At 38.0% G+C, this 18,510-nt stretch carries 19 protein-coding genes, 1 tRNA gene and 1 other RNA gene; 8 read left to right on the forward strand and 13 right to left on the reverse strand.

Going from position 1 to position 18,510, the window contains the following annotated elements; genetic code table 11:
• The first annotated feature begins 169 nt into the window (after window positions 1-169).
• The 6 genes from QME45_06630 (at window position 170) to QME45_06655 (ending at window position 6,018) form a co-directional block, all read left to right on the forward strand.
• The gene (locus QME45_06630; protein ID MDI6618340.1) at window positions 170-1,465 is read left to right on the forward strand and encodes a response regulator; all 1,296 of its coding nucleotides are present in this window, start codon (window positions 170-172) and stop codon (window positions 1,463-1,465) included.
• 5 nt (window positions 1,466-1,470) lie between these two features.
• Entirely contained in the window at window positions 1,471-2,622 is a 1,152-nt protein-coding gene (locus QME45_06635; protein MDI6618341.1) for a hypothetical protein, read from the forward strand.
• A gap of 23 nt (window positions 2,623-2,645) precedes the next feature.
• Entirely contained in the window at window positions 2,646-3,701 is a 1,056-nt protein-coding gene (locus QME45_06640; GenBank protein MDI6618342.1) for an ADP-ribosylglycohydrolase family protein, read from the forward strand.
• Window positions 3,702-3,817: 116 nt separating this feature from the next.
• Complete coding sequence (locus QME45_06645; protein ID MDI6618343.1) at window positions 3,818-4,645, forward strand: sugar phosphate isomerase/epimerase family protein; 828 nt, start codon at window positions 3,818-3,820, stop codon at window positions 4,643-4,645.
• 20 nt (window positions 4,646-4,665) lie between these two features.
• Window positions 4,666-5,157 carry a ribose 5-phosphate isomerase B gene (gene rpiB / locus QME45_06650; protein ID MDI6618344.1) on the forward strand — a complete coding sequence of 164 codons (492 nt, stop codon included), beginning with the start codon at window positions 4,666-4,668 and terminating at the stop codon, window positions 5,155-5,157.
• A 192-nt stretch (window positions 5,158-5,349) separates the two neighbouring features.
• Window positions 5,350-6,018 carry an HAD family phosphatase gene (locus tag QME45_06655; GenBank protein MDI6618345.1) on the forward strand — a complete coding sequence of 223 codons (669 nt, stop codon included), beginning with the start codon at window positions 5,350-5,352 and terminating at the stop codon, window positions 6,016-6,018.
• Between the two features lie 71 nt (window positions 6,019-6,089).
• Here QME45_06655 and QME45_06660 read toward each other — a convergent pair.
• From QME45_06660 to QME45_06670, 3 genes are all read right to left on the reverse strand, one after another.
• Window positions 6,090-6,165 (reverse strand) — tRNA-Met (locus QME45_06660).
• A gap of 44 nt (window positions 6,166-6,209) precedes the next feature.
• Window positions 6,210-6,531, reverse strand: an RNA gene (rnpB, locus tag QME45_06665) — RNase P RNA component class B.
• A gap of 377 nt (window positions 6,532-6,908) precedes the next feature.
• Window positions 6,909-7,787: a DMT family transporter gene (locus tag QME45_06670; GenBank protein MDI6618346.1), complete on the reverse strand. Its 879-nt coding sequence runs from the start codon at window positions 7,785-7,787 to the stop codon at window positions 6,909-6,911.
• 186 nt (window positions 7,788-7,973) lie between these two features.
• Here QME45_06670 and QME45_06675 point away from each other — a divergent pair, with 186 nt between their 5' ends.
• Window positions 7,974-8,678 (forward strand): hypothetical protein, encoded by a 705-nt coding sequence (locus QME45_06675; protein MDI6618347.1) that lies wholly within the window; start codon window positions 7,974-7,976, stop codon window positions 8,676-8,678.
• 7 nt (window positions 8,679-8,685) lie between these two features.
• Here QME45_06675 and QME45_06680 read toward each other — a convergent pair whose 3' ends face one another.
• The 7 genes from QME45_06680 to QME45_06710 all read right to left on the reverse strand — a co-directional run bounded on the left by QME45_06680 (window position 8,686) and on the right by QME45_06710 (window position 14,676).
• Window positions 8,686-9,855, reverse strand: coding sequence for an aminotransferase class I/II-fold pyridoxal phosphate-dependent enzyme (locus tag QME45_06680; GenBank protein ID MDI6618348.1), 1,170 nt, complete (start codon window positions 9,853-9,855; stop codon window positions 8,686-8,688).
• Window positions 9,852-10,331 (reverse strand): Lrp/AsnC family transcriptional regulator, encoded by a 480-nt coding sequence (locus QME45_06685; protein MDI6618349.1) that lies wholly within the window; start codon window positions 10,329-10,331, stop codon window positions 9,852-9,854. The genes QME45_06680 and QME45_06685 overlap by 4 nt, the downstream gene beginning before the upstream one ends.
• A gap of 228 nt (window positions 10,332-10,559) precedes the next feature.
• Window positions 10,560-11,618 (reverse strand): NAD(P)-dependent alcohol dehydrogenase, encoded by a 1,059-nt coding sequence (locus tag QME45_06690; protein ID MDI6618350.1) that lies wholly within the window; start codon window positions 11,616-11,618, stop codon window positions 10,560-10,562.
• A 107-nt stretch (window positions 11,619-11,725) separates the two neighbouring features.
• Window positions 11,726-12,667: a hypothetical protein gene (locus QME45_06695; protein ID MDI6618351.1), complete on the reverse strand. Its 942-nt coding sequence runs from the start codon at window positions 12,665-12,667 to the stop codon at window positions 11,726-11,728.
• Window positions 12,660-13,343 (reverse strand): RNA polymerase sigma-I factor, encoded by a 684-nt coding sequence (gene sigI, locus QME45_06700; protein ID MDI6618352.1) that lies wholly within the window; start codon window positions 13,341-13,343, stop codon window positions 12,660-12,662. The genes QME45_06695 and sigI overlap by 8 nt, the downstream gene beginning before the upstream one ends.
• Before the next feature lie 202 nt (window positions 13,344-13,545).
• Window positions 13,546-14,343, reverse strand: a complete 798-nt coding sequence (locus tag QME45_06705; protein ID MDI6618353.1) for a hypothetical protein — start codon at window positions 14,341-14,343, stop codon at window positions 13,546-13,548.
• A gap of 15 nt (window positions 14,344-14,358) precedes the next feature.
• Entirely contained in the window at window positions 14,359-14,676 is a 318-nt protein-coding gene (locus QME45_06710) for a hypothetical protein (protein ID MDI6618354.1), read from the reverse strand.
• Between the two features lie 168 nt (window positions 14,677-14,844).
• Here QME45_06710 and QME45_06715 point away from each other — a divergent pair, with 168 nt between their 5' ends.
• On the forward strand, window positions 14,845-15,417 hold the full coding sequence (locus QME45_06715; GenBank protein ID MDI6618355.1) for a nitroreductase family protein: 573 nt from the start codon (window positions 14,845-14,847) through the stop codon (window positions 15,415-15,417).
• A gap of 9 nt (window positions 15,418-15,426) precedes the next feature.
• Here the strand turns inward: QME45_06715 and nagB are convergent, their stop codons facing one another.
• The 3 genes from nagB to nagZ all read right to left on the reverse strand — a co-directional run bounded on the left by nagB (window position 15,427) and on the right by nagZ (window position 18,378).
• Window positions 15,427-16,179, reverse strand: coding sequence for a glucosamine-6-phosphate deaminase (nagB, locus tag QME45_06720; GenBank protein MDI6618356.1), 753 nt, complete (start codon window positions 16,177-16,179; stop codon window positions 15,427-15,429).
• A gap of 5 nt (window positions 16,180-16,184) precedes the next feature.
• The gene (locus tag QME45_06725) at window positions 16,185-16,910 is read right to left on the reverse strand and encodes a GntR family transcriptional regulator (GenBank protein ID MDI6618357.1); all 726 of its coding nucleotides are present in this window, start codon (window positions 16,908-16,910) and stop codon (window positions 16,185-16,187) included.
• 154 nt (window positions 16,911-17,064) lie between these two features.
• The gene (gene nagZ / locus QME45_06730) at window positions 17,065-18,378 is read right to left on the reverse strand and encodes a beta-N-acetylhexosaminidase (protein MDI6618358.1); all 1,314 of its coding nucleotides are present in this window, start codon (window positions 18,376-18,378) and stop codon (window positions 17,065-17,067) included.
• Window positions 18,379-18,510: the final 132 nt, after the last annotated feature.

Raw genomic sequence — 18,510 nt, forward strand, 5'->3', positions numbered from 1 at the left:
AACAATATGCCCATTCGATATTCATATTTTAACATAAGCATCGGCTATTATTCAATAACTGCAACTTTTCTCAAGGTAGGTGCATTTTTATATTTGAAAGATTTGTTCGAGATATGTAGAATATTATGTAGAATATTCAAAAATGTTATACTTTTACGGGGGTAAAATAATGTTTAAACTCATGCTGGTAGATGATGAAACCCTAGAGAGAGAAGGATTGAGGGATTTTATACCATGGAAAGAACTTGGAGTGAAAGTAGTAGGGGAGGCATCAGGATGTCCCCAAGCTTTAGAGATGGCTACCCGATTAAGGCCCGAGATTATAATAACTGATATAAAAATGCCGGACATGAGCGGGCTTGAACTCGCATCCAGGTTAAAGCCGGCTATGCCTTTATTAAAAGTCATTTTTGTGAGTGGATATCAGGATTTTGAATATGCTAAAAATGCTATATCATTAGACGCGTACGGCTACGTATTGAAACCGGTAGATGATGATGAACTGATGAACGTAGTAAAAAAGGCAGTTGACAGCATTATCGAAGAAAGGAACAGCATCCAAGAAAAAGAGGCTTTGAGGGTTCAGATAGCAGAAAGTTTGCCTCTCTTGCAGCAGCAATTTTTGAGGGATGTTATTTTTCACATCAACTGCCTGAAGGAAGCGGAATTATGGGATAGATCCTCTTACTTGGAACTTCCGTTTGATACGGGTTTATTTTGTGTTGCAGTAGTCAGTATAGATGACTACAAAAAGTACGATGACAAATTTACACAGGAAGACAAAGAGATTTTAAACAGATACGTATTAAATATGATTGGAGGAAATAGTATTCCTGGCATGGTATCTATGGCTCTGCAGATTAAAGAAGCCCTTTACGCCGTCATTATGAATATGAAAACCGATAATATTGACGGCATTGATTCATTTTTTAGAAAATTTATAGATACCTTAAATGATGTCTATGGTATGACCGCAACAGTGGGAATTAGCGAAACTGTAATAAACTATTCCGGTATATGGACACTGTATGATCAGGCGATGATGGCAATAAAGCATAAATGGTATTTGGGAAAGGGACAGATTATATTTTCTTCGGACCTTGAGGATGATGTTATATTAAAAAAGGCCAGCCCCGAATTGCCCGATATGGAAAACGACATCGTTCAGATAACTTTGTCTGGAGATATAGAAGGAGTGAATGCCGCCATAAGAGAATATTTCGATGGTATCCCCTTTGATAAAAAGAATTCTCCCGGTTATGTTAAAAATATCTCCTTAAATCTGGTTGCAGCCATTGAAAGAGCCCTTATAGAAAGAGGAGAAAACTTAAACGATATCCTTAAAGAAAATTTTAGAGGATTTGAAGATTTATTATGCTTGGAAACTATAACTGATGTCATTATGTGGGTGGAAAAAATATTTGCTGACGTCGCCACTTATATAAGAGAGCAGCATGAAGTTTAAATATCATGGATATTCCATGGTGTGCAACATATATTGCAAACCTGGCATACAAAATCGCAGGGGAGAAAGCACCAGGTAAATGGAAGAATATATTAGAAGGAAGATCACCAAAATTCCATTTTGAATTCCCGGGTTCAACTCATGGTTTCAGAATAGCATCTGATATCGAAGAAACGCTTGAATATGAAATACATAATACCACGGAGACATCTCATAGCGGCACAGGTTCATTAAAGATTGTAGCAAAACCATTGATGGGAGGAAAAGAGCTCCGTGTATTTTATAAGACATATTACAGGCCGAAAGATTTCCATGACAGTCGCTACGACCCGAGTTTTTCACCTGTTCTATATCCGGGGCAGAGGGTTACTGCAGGTGTAATGGTCCCTCAAGATACAGGTTATGGCGTACTTGCATGCCTATATGTAAAAGATGGAAATACAGGAAATATAATCGAAGGAAAAAAAGTCGATTTAAGTTTGGGCAATTGGAATGAACTGTCTTTTAACATCCCCCACCTTGATGGAGCATGCCTCGAAGAAGCAGGAGTCAAATTCATACCAAAGGACGGATGGAATGTTACATTGGTTGCCTATATCGATGATATGGACTTTAGAGGGGAACCCGACTATGCAATAGACTTTACAAAAGAGCGAATGGAAGTATGGAACGGCCTCCATCTTGAAGTGAGTCAGTTTACTTATCTTAAGGGAATATGGAGAATAGAAAACGGTGAGCTTAGCGGCAGCTGTTGCGATTTTGGGGAGGCATATACTGGAGGAAACAAGTGGAAGGATTATACCTTCGAAGCCACAATAAAGCCTCAGGTCGGTGAATACCATGGGATCAACTTCAGGGTACAGGGTGCCATAAGATCCTATTCAGTAGGATTAATTCCTTCTAACAAGCTAGCGCTCTCAAAAAATGAAAATGGATATAGAATCCTTGAGAAAGTCGATTTCCCGTGGCACTGCGGCGGCGAATATACTCTCAAAGTAGAAGCTAAAGGACCTTCGATAAAAGTTATGGATGGAGATAAAGTGCTTATAGAATACGAAGATTCAGACAAGCCATATCTTACCGGACAGGTAGGTGCTTGTATCCAGAAAGGCAGCCACTGTCATTATAAGGACTTTAAAATAGGGAAAATAAAATAGTTTCAATCTGGGGGAGCGCAAAAATGTACAATTATAGAAATGAACTATTTGATAAAGTTTATGGTTGTCTCCTGGGAGGATTGATTGGAGATGCTATGGGAGCGCCAGCGGAAGGTAAAACATATCGCGACATAAAAGAAAAATTTGGCTGGATTCACGATTTTAAAGGCTCGGGTACAGATGATTCAGCCATAAGATTAATCTTGTGTGAAGCTATTATTGGAAATGACGGATATGTTACTGCTGATGAATTTGCGGCCTCTTTTATAAAAAACAAGGAAAAGTATTATAACTTATTTTATATTCCTGTTAAAAATATGTTCCACAAGATTGAAAGCAAATTGACCCTTCCCGTGTATGCCGGATTTGGAAATATGCATAGCAGCAGTACGGCGATGTCTATCTCACCAATGGGACTTATCAATGCTTGCAATCCAAGGCAGGCCGCTGTTGAGACTTTTGATGTTGCAGGTCTCATTCATGCGGGTGATTCGACGTTTTGCAGGGACGGCGCTTGTGCCATGGCAGCGGCAATAGCCGAAGCGATAAAGCCGGAAGCCACAGTGGATTCCGTTATTGAAGCTTCTACCGCATACTTGCATAAAACAAGCTCTGCGGAGATGATCGGCTGGATAGATAGAACCATTAAAATGGCTAAAGAATTAAATAACTATGACAAATTCAGAGAAAAATTTTATAAAACAAATCTTGGCGATATTATCAGCGATTCAAGGGAAACAGTTCCTTGTGCTTTAGCCTTGTTTTATATTTCCAAAGGTGAACCTGAGCAGGCAATCTTGTATGGCGCTAATTTCGGCCGTGATGCAGATACTATAGGCACTATGGCAGGTGGTTTAGCCGGAGCATTTAAAGGAAGCAAAGGGTTGAAGCAAGAATGGGTTGATAAGATTGAAGCAAGCTATGGGAAAAAGCAAAATGTCAGTAAGGATTACGGCATAAATGATACGGAAGCAGTTAATCAAATGGAACTGGCCCAAAAGATAGTCGATATTATTGAAAAAAGAATGGAAGCACAGGAGAATCATATCAACACCTTGAAAAAACTCACAAATGAATAACAATATTTGCATGCGATAATTTTTATAATGATGTTCAATTATATCGGCGGATTTTTAATCATATTCAATGGATATCAAACGTTCTAAGCGACGAAAAATAGATTGGGGGAAACTTTATGAAACTCTCGATAGCTATCGCGTCAAAGGGTTCTCCACCTTCGGCATTTGTTGTTTGGAGGGGATTTGAAGACTCTATTAGAAAAGCGGCAGAGCTTGGATATGACGGTGTCGAGTTAGCGCTTAAAAGTGCTGATGAAGTTAATCCTGAAAAGCTTGCACGGCTATTGGATAATTTGAATCTTAAAGTAAGCTGTATAAGCACAGGGCAAATTTTTGCATCATTGGGTCTCTATTTTACTCAGGAAGATTTAGAGTTAAGGAAAAAGATGCTGGATGTTTTTTCAAAGCTTATATATCTTGCAAAAGATTTCGGGAAGATAATAAATATAGGAAGAGTAAGGGGCTTCATTGCAAAAGGCCGGACTAAAGAAAAAGCAGAAAATCTTTTTATAGATATGGTTAACAGATTATGCGATATAGCGGATCCATTGGGCGTAACTATTGTCGTAGAGCCAGTCAATCGCTATGAAATCAATTTTATCAACAATCTTGACGAAGGCAGCGACTTAATAAAAAAAGTGGGTTATACTAATATAGGTCTTATGCCTGATGTTTTTCATATGAACATAGAGGATGACAATATAGGCGAAAGTATAATACGCAACGGAAATTTAATAAAATATATACATTTTGCCGACTCCAATAGGCTCGCTCCCGGTCAGGGGCATATTAATTTCGATGAAGTATTCAATGCGCTCAAAAAAATACAGTTTAATGGATGGGCTTCTATTGAGATACTTCCGAAACCTGATCCTGATACTGCTGCTCTTCAAGCGGCAAAATTTATTATCCCAAGAATAAGGAACTATAATAAATTAAAATAGGTAAGGAAAGGAATTTGATAATGGATAAAGATGTAATCTGGATAGGAAACGACCATGGAGGCTACGAACTAAAGCTCCAGATCATGGAATATTTGAAACAGAATAATTACAAAGTACATAACGTGGGCTGCGACTCGACTAAGATCGTAAGGTACCCTTATTATGGGGCAAAGGTGGCAGGTGCTGTTTCGCGCGGCGAAGCAGCAAGAGGGATATTAATATGTTCCACTGGTATTGGCATGAGCATAATTGCTAATAAGTTCAAGGGCGTGAGGGCGTCTCTTTGTACCAGTACTTATATGGGAAAAATGACACGGGCTCATAATAACTCGAATATTCTATGCCTTGGAGGTAAAATAACCGGTGTATTTGAAGCATTAGATATTCTTCAAGCCTGGCTGAATACCGAATACCAAGGCGGAAGGCACGATATTTCATTGGGTTTAATCGAGGAAGCCGAACGGACATTATGCAACGAGGGCGGCTGGACCCCTAGCGGACCAATGAAATAATAAAGCAGATTACTGACGTCCATCATACCATTGTGGTGATCGGCGGCATCAACCGGAAAACCACTCCGATTTTCAACGGAATAGGCATTGACGGCATTGCAGCCGTGTCGGCCCTTATTTCAGCAAAAGATATCGCTTCGGAGGCAAGAATACTCAAAAATTTATCATTGCATATGCGGGGGTAATAGCATGCTGGACTTCAAAGCTGCAATTTTTGATCTGGATGGAACACTGATCGACTCCATGGGAGTATGGGAGAAAATCGATATCGATTTTCTGGCAAAGAGAAATCTGACTGTGCCTGAAAACTATGTCGGCGAAATCTGTACAAAAAGTTTTAAAGAAGCAGCTATTTATACAATTTCTTTATTCGGCTTACATGAAAGCACAGAGGCCATCATTAGTGAATGGAACAGAATGGCTATCGATGAATACAGCCATCGTGTCCCGTTAAAACCCCATGCAAAAGAATATCTGCTGTTCTTGAAAAACCATGGTATCAAGCTCGGAACGGCTACCGCCCTTCCAAGGGTTCTTTATGAGCCGGTGCTAAAGAACAACGGCGTGTATGATTTATTTGACGCATTTGCTTCGACCGATGAAGTAAAACGCAGCAAGGAGAGTCCTGACATTTATCTGCTGGCGGCAGAAAAGCTTGATGTCTGTCCCGGCAAGTGCATCGCCTTTGAAGACGTCCTGCCCGGAATACAAGGCATAATCTCGGCAAGAATGACAGCATACGGGGTGTATGATAAATATTCTAAAAACGAAAAAACCGCCATCCAGAAACTATCCAAGTGTTATATTTACGACTTCGCAGAAATGATGGATGTAAATTCGTTTGTAAGTCGAAATACCTGATTTTTAGTGAAATGTAAAAAAGCAAAGAACCACTAAGCAATTTTTTAGCTTAGTGGTTCTTTACAAAAATGTGGTTGCGGGGGAAGGACTTGAACCTACGACCTTCGGGTTATGAGCCCGACGAGCTACCAACTGCTCCACCCCGCGACAAATGTTAAAGCAATGATACAAATAATCATCAGATTAAGTAATGTTGTAAGCCACTTTCTGTTTTTAACAATCATCTGTCTACCATTTCTGGTCCCCCGCCAGTTCAATTCCCTTAAGGGGGTTCCCCTACCGTAATTTGGGTTTCTACATCGAGGGGTTTACAATCGTTCCATCTTCACTGTCACCAGTGAAGCTCGTCTCTGTTGCACTTTCAGGGTACTCATGCCTTGATTCAAGAATACTTTCCCCGCCGTCGGGTTACCCCGCCCTCCCTTGCGAGAGGCTCGATCCTTTTGGCACGGACTTCTCAGTCTGTGGTAGTGTGGACTTTCCTCTATGATACCATAGCGATTGTCCGCATTGCTTAATCTCGATTATTTAATTATTCTCACCGGAACAACATATCTTTATTCCAGTTTTTCAACGACTTCAGGACTCCAATGGTACTATTTCCATACCAGAAATATATTATATATCATTTTACGTAATTTTCAAACCGTTAAATACTAGCATTTTTACAATAGAATCCACCCCATACCGCCATATAAGCATTTATGCTCGAAATAGCCCTCTTTTTTGAAAAACATGCTCGACATGATTTTCGGCCTCTGTATCATCAAAATCCTCATAAATATACCAAGGTGTGTAAAGATTAATTGATTTGACCTGTCATGCAGATTAGAATATATACCCTGCTGATTATAAATCTAAGGCATCTTGAAATATGCTGCTATATATTCTTATCTGTTTGCAGTTTTAAGGATACTGAAATTAAACTTTATATTAAGCACGATCATGCCTAAGAAGATGAACGCGCATCCTAAGAGTTCCCTGCCTGTGAGGGCATCTCCTATAAATGTCGAAAATATAGCTCCGAATACTGGTTCTGCAAGGTAGATGATTGCCGCATGCGTTGGCTGCGTCAGAGGCTGCATTTTATTTTGAACCGACATAGCTATTGCTGAGCAAAATACAGATGTGAATATTAAAGCAAATATCGAATACGGGTTGAGTACAATATGCAGCCCTTCAACCCCTATAGCAGGTATAAACGCAAGGATGCCTACCACAAATGTTTCGAGGCAGGCAAGAAGAAGCACGTCGCATTCCCTGCTGTATCTATCGACAAACAGTATCTGAGATGAAAAACATATGGCGCCCAAAAGAGTAAGAACATCTCCGATATTTATGCCGTTTATTCCATTTATGGATATAAACCCGAGTCCTATAAGCGATAATATGATGCCGAATATCGTCTTCCCATCGGGGAATTTTTTGTACAATATAGCTATCATAACAGGTACAAAAACAACATTAAGCCCCGTTATAAAACCCGACTTGCTGGGAGTTGTATAAACAAGCCCCACAACCTGAAATATACTGCCGAGCAGAAGCGATATTCCGATTAAAAAAGCACCCTTTACTGCTATAACATTTATTTTTTTAAACCGCTTATGAAAAATCAGCGCCATAATTAAAGCAGCCAGCATGTTTCTAAAAGCTATATAGGAATATGGAAGAAAATATTTATTTTTTAATACTATGCTCATTACAGGAAAGCTCGCGCCCCATAACACGGTAATTCCGAGCAAACATAGATCCGCCTTAAGTGTCTTCATCGTTCCGGCCTTTCAGTTTAAAATAATTTTATTCTGTTTATGATTTTTTGCCTTTTATAATAACGTAAAATATTATATATTATATTTATATACAATGAAAGAAATATATTTTGCCCGGTGCATATTTTATATTTGGATACATTAAATTTTGCCCGGAGTTTTGATATGTTTAAGGATGGCCAGTCAATGCAGATTATAAATAAAAAAAAGTTTGTTTTTCGTGCTATCGTTTTTGTCTTTGCGTATGGGCTCGGCATTTATAATGCCGGTATTTTAGAAAGTATATTTTATTATAAAATAAAATTCATAAGAGTCTACCATATACTCTGGGCATTTTTGATGCTCAATATGGTGAAAGTTTCCATCCCCACACTTAACAGACATATTTCAGGTGGCAAAATGTTTGCAAAATACTTTAAGGAAGATCCCGGCTATAGCAAAGATGTACTGTATGAATACATAAAAAAAAACAACCAGAGAGCCCTTCTGGTTGCAGTTCTATGGGTTATGCTTTTATTTTCCATAGGTTTTTTATATTATAAAAATATAATAAATAAACTTGCAATACATTTGATCGTGGTGCTTTTTTATTTCGGCGATATATTTTGCATAAATGTATGGTGCCCCTTCAGAACATTTATCGTTAAAAGCAAATGCTGCAACTCCTGCAGAATATTCAACTGGGGATATTTTATGAATTTCTCACCATACATCTTTATACCATCCTTCTGGACATACAGCTTGGTTGCCATGTCGCTTATCCTGCTGGTACAATGGGAATACCTGCACCATAAATACCCATACAGGTTCTACGAAGTATCCAACCTTTACCTTCGATGTTCCAGCTGCTTGAACGGCAAATGTCATTATATGAATACAAAAATACTTTAATAGGTGATTATGACACCTGTGAGTGGATAAAATTATCAATCCTCTTTAAGGCTTCCATGATTTTGTCCATGGAAGTTGCATAGCAGGCCCTTACGAATCCTTCTCCGCATTGTCCGAAAGCATTCCCGGGTATGACCAGTACTTTTTCTGTTTTTAACAGCTTTTCGCAAAATTCATCCGATGTAAGGCCGGTGGACTTTATGCTGGGGAAGGCGTAAAAGGCTCCTTGGGGTTCAAAGCATTGAAGCCCCATTTTTCTGAAACCGTTTACCATCACATTCCTTCTCCTGTTATACTCCCTGACCATTTCACCGACACTTTCATAACTATTCTTAAGAGCCTCAATTGCTGCATACTGCGACATAGTCGGAGAGCACATTATCGCATACTGGTGTATCTTTTTCATAGCGCTAATGAGTGATGGATGCCCGCAGACATACCCAAGCCTCCAGCCTGTCATGGCATATGCTTTTGAAAAACCGCTGACAAGTATCGTCTTGTCCTTCATCTCAGGAAAACTTGCTATCGAAACATGCTTTTTCCCATATGTAAGTTCAGCATATATTTCATCTGATAAAACTATGATATTCTTATCTTTTAAAACATCCACAATAGCCTTAATCCCATCTTTTGTCATTATGGCACCAGTCGGATTATTCGGGAAAGGAAAAATCAGAACTTTTGTTTTTGGAGTTATGGCATTCTCCAAAAGTTTTGGAGTAAGCTTGAAATTATCCTCGGCTCTTAAGTTTACGACTTTAGGAGTTGCTCCGGCAAATGCGGTGCATCCCTTATATGCTACAAAGCTCGGTTCGGGTATGATCACTTCATCGCCCGGGCCCACCAGCGCCCTTAAGGCAATATCTATCGCCTCGCTTCCCCCGACAGTAACGATTATTTGATCTTCCGGATTATAGCTGACACAGAAATTCTTTTTCAAATAATCTGCAATTTCCTTTCGAAGCTCAATTAGCCCGGCATTTGCAGAATAATGAGTATGCCCCTTTTCAAGGGAATAGATACTCGCTTCCCTTATATTCCACGGTGTAACAAAATCCGGTTCGCCGATTCCAAGGGATATGACATTCTCCATCTCATTGATGATATCAAAATATTTCCTTATCCCTGACGGAGGAATATTTTTAATTTTGGGCAGTATCATATCCTCCATGTTCATATGATTATGGCCTCCCTGTCATCCTGCTCCTTTCCTTCAAATTCAACACCCTCGTCCTTATACTTTTTAAGCACAAAATGGGTTGCAGTGCTTAAAACATATTCCTGCACAGCCAGTTTTTGAGACACAAAAAGCGCAACTTCCTTCATCGTTTTGCCCTCGATAATAACGGCAAGGTCAAACCCGCCCGACATAAGGTAACAAGCTTTTACCTCGGGAAATCTGTATATCCTCGCGGCGATCTTGTCAAAGCCATATTCCCTCTGGGGAGTCACCTTGATTTCAATAAAGGCCATAACGCTTTCTTTATCTGTCTTTTCCCAATTAATCAATGTCATATAGCCAAGGATGATTTTTTTATCTTCATACTCTTTAATGGACTTCTGAACTTCTTCTATGCCCTTTCCTGTCATCTCTGCTATTTCTTTCGCACTCAACTTGCTGTTCTTCTCAAGAATTTCAAGAATCTCTTCCATATAATTACCTCCTTAAGTCAAAATGGAATATAAGACAACTTCGATTCGTAATTTGAGCTTATGTTATTTATGCCTGATTTCATATTGCGAATTAAATATAAGGCAATTAAGAACGCTTAATAATTATTATATCATTAAACTTATAAATAAAAAAAGACTATCGTAAGCTGCATTAAAGCAGTTATACGACAGCCTCTCAATATTAAAATATTAACAATGTTTTAATTCTTAATCTATTATAACAACAGGTTTTATAAGGTCAGGCTGTTTATTTTTCATCATGAGAAGAGCCTCTTCGAGCTTATCGAATCCATGGAAAACATGGGTAACAAGTTTGGAAGGATCAACTCTCTTATATTTTACAAGGCTTGCAAGAGCTTCCATTCTCACTCTTCCTCCCGGGCAAAGCCCTCCTTTGATCGTCTTATCAGCCATTCCGCTTCCCCACTCAATTCTCGGGATCGGAATAGTGTCGCCTGAACCGAAATAATTTACATTCCCTACCGAACCACCTGGCTTTAACATCTTTATTGCCTGAGATATAGATTCGGATGTGCCTCCGGCAACTACTACATTATCAACGCCTTTTCCATCCGTTAATTTCATGATTTGCTCAACTATATCTCCCTTTTTATAATTGACGATATCCGTTGCGCCATACTCTTTTGCAACCTCAACACACTTAGGCCTGCTTCCTACCGCTATAAGCCTGCCGGCTCCCCTCAGCTTCGCTCCTGCCACCGACATGAGACCTACCGCGCCTATTCCTATAACGACTACTGATGCACCTAACTTTACATCTGCAAGCTCTACGCCATGAAAACCGGTTGTCACCATATCGGATACCATAACAGCCTGCTCCAAGGAAACACCTTCAGGTATCAGGGCAAGGTTCATATCCGCATCATTTACATGAAAATACTCGGCAAATACACCATCTTTAAAATTTGAGAACTTCCATCCTGCAAGCATTCCGCCTGAATGCTGATGAAATCCCCTCTGTACCTCCATGGATCTCCAGTCTGGAGTTACGGCAGGAACAATAACCCTGTCACCGGGTTTAAAATCCTTGACTTCGCTTCCTACTTCAACGACTTCTCCTACTGCTTCGTGTCCAAGTATCATATCGTGTCTGCGTCCCAAGGCGCCTTCAAATACCGTGTGTATATCAGAAGTGCATGGGGCAACAGCTAAAGGTCTTACCAAGGCATCATATATGCCAACTTTAGGCTTTTCTTTTTCTATCCAGCCAACCTTTCCAATATCTATCATAGCTAAACCCTTCATGAAAACTTCCTCCTTTGTTGGTTAATTTATTAACAATTGATATTGTAGCACAAATTTATAAAAATCGCAACAGATAGAAATTGGCGAATTATAAGCAAATAATCAGGCTATCTGCTTTTTTTATCGTGCTTAATTCTGCAAATGCTTGTGTACCTTCGTATATTTATATTGCTTTTGCCATGTCTGCTGCTCCTCGATTCTTTTTTGCTTATATTATGGCTATCTATACTATTCCGGCGATACTTATTATTTTCTCCTGGATTAGCTTTATCATTCCTGGAATAATTTTTTTTGCTTTCAGTTTTACTTTCCGTTTTATTGATAACTGAGTCATTGCCTTTCTGAAAATCGATTTTTTCATGCGATTTCCCATTTTGAATTGCTTTGCCATCATCGATTGTTTTCACATTATCGATTTTATTTTTATTTTGAGTCTGCTTATCAATGGAATTGTTCTGCTTTGTTTTATTAATACTTTTAGTTTCTTTTTTCGCAGGTGCGCTTGTGACAGACACATTCAATCCATTTTTGGAAACATAATTCTTAAACTGCGATAGGTTCGGCGGGCTTTGCTTTTTCGAATATATCTGTATTTTTACCTCATTGCCGTTTTGAGTATAATCATTATTTATAAAATTGTCCTTTTTGGATTGCTCGACGATCGAACTCAAACCGGCATTTATAGTCTTATTCCTTAACTTCACTTCCCCAAGAATTCTTTGACCGTCCTTATTCAAACCCTTGGAACTGATTATCCTGTCGAAAACGTTTGTTTTAAGCTGTATCGATGGATTTATATCCACAACTATTTCAGAATACGGCGAATAGTACGCATATGCGGCTGTTCCGCATGCTAGAATCATAAATAGAATTGATGCCGCCATGACCATACTCTTATAAAAGCTGTTGTGACCTTTTACTCTGCCTGTATATTCCTCTCCAATATCTACCGCTGTATGTCCGGTATAAACCTCATAGAACTTACCATTCTGGGACATAATTACTGCGGTATTTTTTTGTTTCTCCATTACAAGGCCCTTTCTAATCATTTTTTTCACCTGCTTTTATATTGAGATAAGATTTTATGTATTGGTAACTTTTACCTGATAATATCAGCATCAACGCCAAAAGATATCTTCGCCATTTCTCTATTTTTTTTCTTTTTGTATTCGTCAGACTTACAATTTGATTTACAGGCAATTGTTTTTTTCTTTTTATATATTCCATTATCATATTATTTTTTGTACATAAAAAGGCTATGTTCAAAAGCATATTCCTCGTATCCTCATGTGAGGGAGAAGATTTAACCAGCATTTCAAAGCTCAGCCCATATTCTTTAAGTTCATTTGAAAGCATCATTATTTCTTCCGCTCTGTTTTTATTTTCAATACCCTTTTCATATTCGCTAACAGAGATTTTTAAATCAATACATTCCTTTTTTTCATTCTGGTCCTCAAACTCAAGAACAGGTATATTTTTATTTTTCCTAAAGTAATCTATAAGAGAATTTTTTATCACTATACCCGCATAGCTGTAAAAATTACCCTTGGAATTATTGAACGTATCGCATGCCTTGTTAAATGCCATAAGTGATATACTTAGCTCATCATCATTATTCCAATCAAGTTTCCTTTTGCATATGTGCTCCGTGCAGGCGTATATAAATCCTTTATTTTCTTCAATAAATGCATTTCTGTTTTCTGGGTCAAGAATGCTCAAATTCATTAAAACACCTGCCTCTATATCTATATTACGTACATTCAAAGCAAATTAAGGGGGGCTTTTAGATTTTCGGTACAAGTACTCAATATATATTATTATATCATTACAATCCATTGGAATGTATATTTTACTTCGATTGCTGTAAAAATGCTCATAATAAACAAAAATAGGGAGCATAATATGCACCCTATTTCGACCCTTTATGTTAGTTGGTGGCAACAACTGAACTGCCGGTTGAAGGAGCAGTCGCCGGAGCCTGTCTTAGTACTTTCAATACATCCTCTAAATCTAAATTCAGTTTGACAAGTGCATTAAACCTCTGTGACATCCTTTGAATCACTTTATCCAATGAACTCAGGGCATTATTGAAATCTTTTTTATTGAGTTTTCCCTGCGTATCCGATATCAGATCTTTATATGAAGCCGTTCCTTCAATATTGTTAATGTCCGTCTTCAATATCTGGGCCTTTGACAATAAAGTGCTCAACATGTCGCTTGTAAGCGTCTTTTTACCCGATTTAATATCATTCAATATCGATTCAAGTTCAGTTTTCTTTTGCTGAAGAAGCTGCTTTTGCTCTTTTATCTTTTCCTGAAGCTGTTTCATTGTTTCATGCTTTGCCTTGATTTGATTTTTAAAATCTTCTATCTGCTTCTTTTTTTCTTCATTTTGCTTTTCGATTATTTCTTTTTTGGCCTGTTCTTGTTCATTTTTAATGAGCTTGCCGGTTTTCCCAAACAAAACATCATGTAATTTTTCAACGGTTTGTTTTATTTGAATACCCTGTACCGCTTTTTTTCTATTGAGTTTTATGCCATTTGTTTTATTCTTTGGGTATGCAAAAACATTATGTAATTTTTTAACGGTTTGTTTTATCTTGATACCTTGTGATGATTTTTTTGTATTGCCTTTTATTCCACATGTTTTATCCTTTGCGTATGCAGCTGTCGGCAATACCAATAAAACAGACAATATTACCGCAATAATCCTTTTATTTTTCATATATTATACCTCCATTTAATTAAGCGGACTTAAATCTATATCTTTAAAATCATCAGTGGATTTTAAAGAATCTTCTATCCCACTTGTAATCGAATCAAATTTTTTATCGATCTGCGATTTTTGAGCAGCATTCAGTTCAGATGCAGAATCGCTTTTTTCAGTTTTAGAACTGGTACTCTTATCATCACCTCTCTTGTCTTGCGAAACTTCAGACTTGTTTATGGTGTTTTTTGAATCATCATTTTTGTATTTTTGATTATTCAAGTTTTTTCCACGGCATCCCGATAATAGAAACATCAATGCTATGAATACTAAAATGATCTTGAATTTCAAGCTAAAACCTCCTTTTTTAATCTCATTCATTTTTATATACGCTTGTAATATTTATTTTCAGGGGGTACTTATAAAAAATGGATAATATACTCGTTTACGACATTGAATCTGTGATAGAATGATGTTAAATAAGCACTGAATATTATTTTTAAAAGGAGAGATTGAACTATGGATGTATATGAAGCTATCTTAAAGAGAAGAGCTATTCGGAAGTTCAAACAGGACAAGATAAAAATAGATGTACTTAAAAAGATAATCAATGCTGCAAGATTGGCTCCTCAAGGATCTAATATGCAGCCGATGAAATATATCATAGTCTATGAAAAACAGACAGTAGACAAAATATTCGAAACAACAGCCTGGGCAGGTTATATAAGACCGCAGGCGGATCCTAAAGAAGGGGAAAGGCCTACTGCATATATCGCCGTCTTAGCTGATACAGAAATAAAAAAATCCGGTTATGATACAGATGCAGGTGCTGCAGTAGAAAATATGCTTTTAGCTGCCGCCGGGGAGGGAATAGGAAGCTGCTGGCTTGGCGCTATAAACAGGGACAGGATAAGACAGATACTATCCATCCCTGAAAGATATCGGATCCATACTTTGGTTGCCCTTGGCTATCCTGCTGAACATCCTGTTTCTGAAGATGAAAACGGCTCAATAAAATATTACAAAGATGAAAACGGGGTACTACATGTCCCAAAGAGGAAGTTAAACGATATCATATTAGATATCAAATGATCCACGTTTTCAGACGGCAATACTCTTTAATTCATCCGGATTTATATACGATGCCGCCTCAGTATCCATTATTACGATGACATTATTATGAAGATAAAGCATCGATGCGGGCACCTTAGTGTTCACTACCGGTTTTATAAGCTTTGCCATTATCGGTGCTTTATCCGGCCCGGATGATAGAAGTATTATTTTTCTCGATTTCATAATCGTACCAAGCCCCATTGTAATGGCAAAACGCGGCACGTCGTCATAAGAATCAAAAAATCTTGAATTTGCCCGTATGGTATCTTCTGTAAGCTTTGTCATATGCGTTCCAACCATCAAAGCGCTTCCGGGCTCATTGAATCCTATATGTCCGTTTCTGCCGATTCCAAGCACCTGAAGGTCTATTCCTCCAGCATTCTCAATGGCTTTATCGTAATTCTTGCATTCGATTTCCACATTTTTGCATAATCCATCTGGTATATGGATGTTTTTTTTATCTATATTTATATGGCTGAACAAATTTACATCCATAAAATACCTGTAACTTTGGGGATGAACCGGCGGCAATCCATAATATTCATCCAGGTTGAATGTTTTTATATTCGAAAAGTCCAACCCCTTGTCGTATTCCTCAACAAGTTTTCGGTACATGCCAATCGGCGTGCTTCCTGTCGCAAGTCCTAAAACACTGTCTCTCTTATCATTTAGCTGATCTTTTATAATCTTTGCTCCGATGCTGCTCAATTCATCATAATCCTTTGCAATAATAAATTTCATAGTGCTCATCTCCTGTAAATGTTTACATTGAAAACATATTTATCAGATCTATAAAGGGATTCTTCATAATATAAATTCAAACCCTTATCGGTAACATGCACAGCCGTAACTTTAAGTATAGGCGCAGGCTCTTTAAGGTTAAAGAGCTTCAACTCGTCTGGCCCTGTTATTACAGCCTCCAGAGTGGTTTTTACATGATCTATGCTGTAATCATATTTATCTTTTAAAAGCTTATATACAGAACCCTTAAAATCGTCTTTTTTTATATTTCCTATATACTTTACGGGTATATACATTTCTTCTACGCCTATTATCATTTTCTCAATCGTCCTGAATCTTTGGATATAATAAACATCCTCGTAATTATCGAGTCCCAGTCTCTCCATTACGCTCATATCGGCAACCTCTATTTCAAAGTTTTTCACGATATTGCATGCCTCAAGTCCCTGATTTAGCGCTGCCTCGGTAAAGCTCATGGCATCCGATTGCTCAATCCTCTGCTCTCTTACAAACGTTCCCTTTCCTTTTTCTCTATAGAGTATCCCTTCGCTCACAAGCTCATTCAATGCCTGACGTATGGTCATCCTGCTTACTCCAAACATTTCCGAAAGCTCCCTCTCGCTCGAAATAGGCGAATCAGGAAGCCATTCGCCTTTTTTTATCCTGTTTAATATAATCTGCTTTAGCTGAAAGTATATGGGGATAGGGCTTTTCTTATTTATCTCCATCATTACCACCCCTTATATATATTATAATGTATAGTGTTATAGTTGTCTATACCAGTTGTGAATAATCTCCGATTCCTAATATGGGATACATCCTTCAATCGCTGCGAAAATGCTGACCAGAAAAAATGAGCTGGGAAAAACACAGATTTGAATAATATTATTTCAATGTTCTAAGGAGGGCATTGATCTCGCCGTTTATCTTTTTTACATCTACGGAACCGATCAAATTATCGTTTATATTGTATTTTCGCTTTAAACTGAGTATCCTGTAAACACTTTCATCAACTCTGGCTTTGCTTATGGTGCCCTTTGAAACTGCGCTTTTGAGCGCGGTTATGACGGCGACTTCATTATCATGTCCATGGCAGACGAGTATTATATCGCACCCTGCATTTACAGATTTAACGGCCGCACTTCTTATATCATAGTTTTTAGTAATCGCACCCATCGTCATATCGTCCGTAATTATGACCCCTGTATATTTAAGATAATTTCTCAAAATACCGGTTATGATAGATTTTGACATTGAAGACGGATAATCGGCATCTATCTTGGGAAACAATATATGCGCCGCCATCACCCCGTCAACACCATTTTTTATCGATTCCTGAAATGGAATAAGTTCAAAACTTTTAAGCTTATCCAAGCTGTGATTTACTGAAGGGAGCCCTATATGCGAATCGACAAAAGTATCACCATGCCCCGGAAAATGCTTTACAACGGAGATTACATTTTGAGACTTTAAACCTTTGACAGTCTGAATGCCGAGTTTTGTAACAATATTTGCATTTGCTCCAAAGGATCTGTCCCCTATTACAGGATTTTCAGGGTTGCTGTTTATGTCGAGGACCGGGGCAAAGTCCATATTAAATCCAAATGATTTTATCTTATGCGCTATTGCAACTCCCACCTTATATGAAAAAGCGGCATTATTGGCTCTGCCGATTGTACTGTTGGGGGGAAAATTTGCAAATTCTGCGGGCATTCTGCTTATTCTTCCTCCTTCTTCATCTACAGAAATGAACAGGGGAATTTTATTCTTTGAATTCGCCTTTTTTAATGAATTTAATAATCCGAGGAGCTGGCTCGTATTTTTTACATTTTGACTCAGCACAATAAAACCGCCGACATGGTAGCTGTTTATCATCTTCAATGCATTGCCGTCTGCAGTATATGAATCTATACCTGTTATAACCATCTGACCTAATTTTTCGTCTAACGTCATACTATCTAATTGTTTCTTTACAGGATCCGTGCCATTGGTTTTCGGCTGTATTTTATTTTCGTTATTGCCATTGGTGCTCTGCTTTGGCGGCACCGTATTATTATCTTTTGCATTATCACTTGACGAGGGATTTTTGCCCTGCGGTCCTAGTATCTTTCTATTGCCTTTAATATTTCTTATCAGACTGCATCCTGATAAAAAGATAAATGCTGTTATTATGAATAATGCTATCAATTTTCTAGTCATTTAAACTCCTCCAAGCTTTTAGATAATCATTAATCTCTGTTTAATATGCGACTGCTGTAACTAAAATATAAAATAAAGCAATCTGATTATAGCATAAGCTATTTTGATAAATCTATTATATAATATATTCAT

The sequence above is a fragment of the Clostridiales bacterium genome, assembly GCA_030016385.1.
Taxonomy (GTDB): domain Bacteria; phylum Bacillota; class Clostridia; order Clostridiales; family Oxobacteraceae; genus JASEJN01.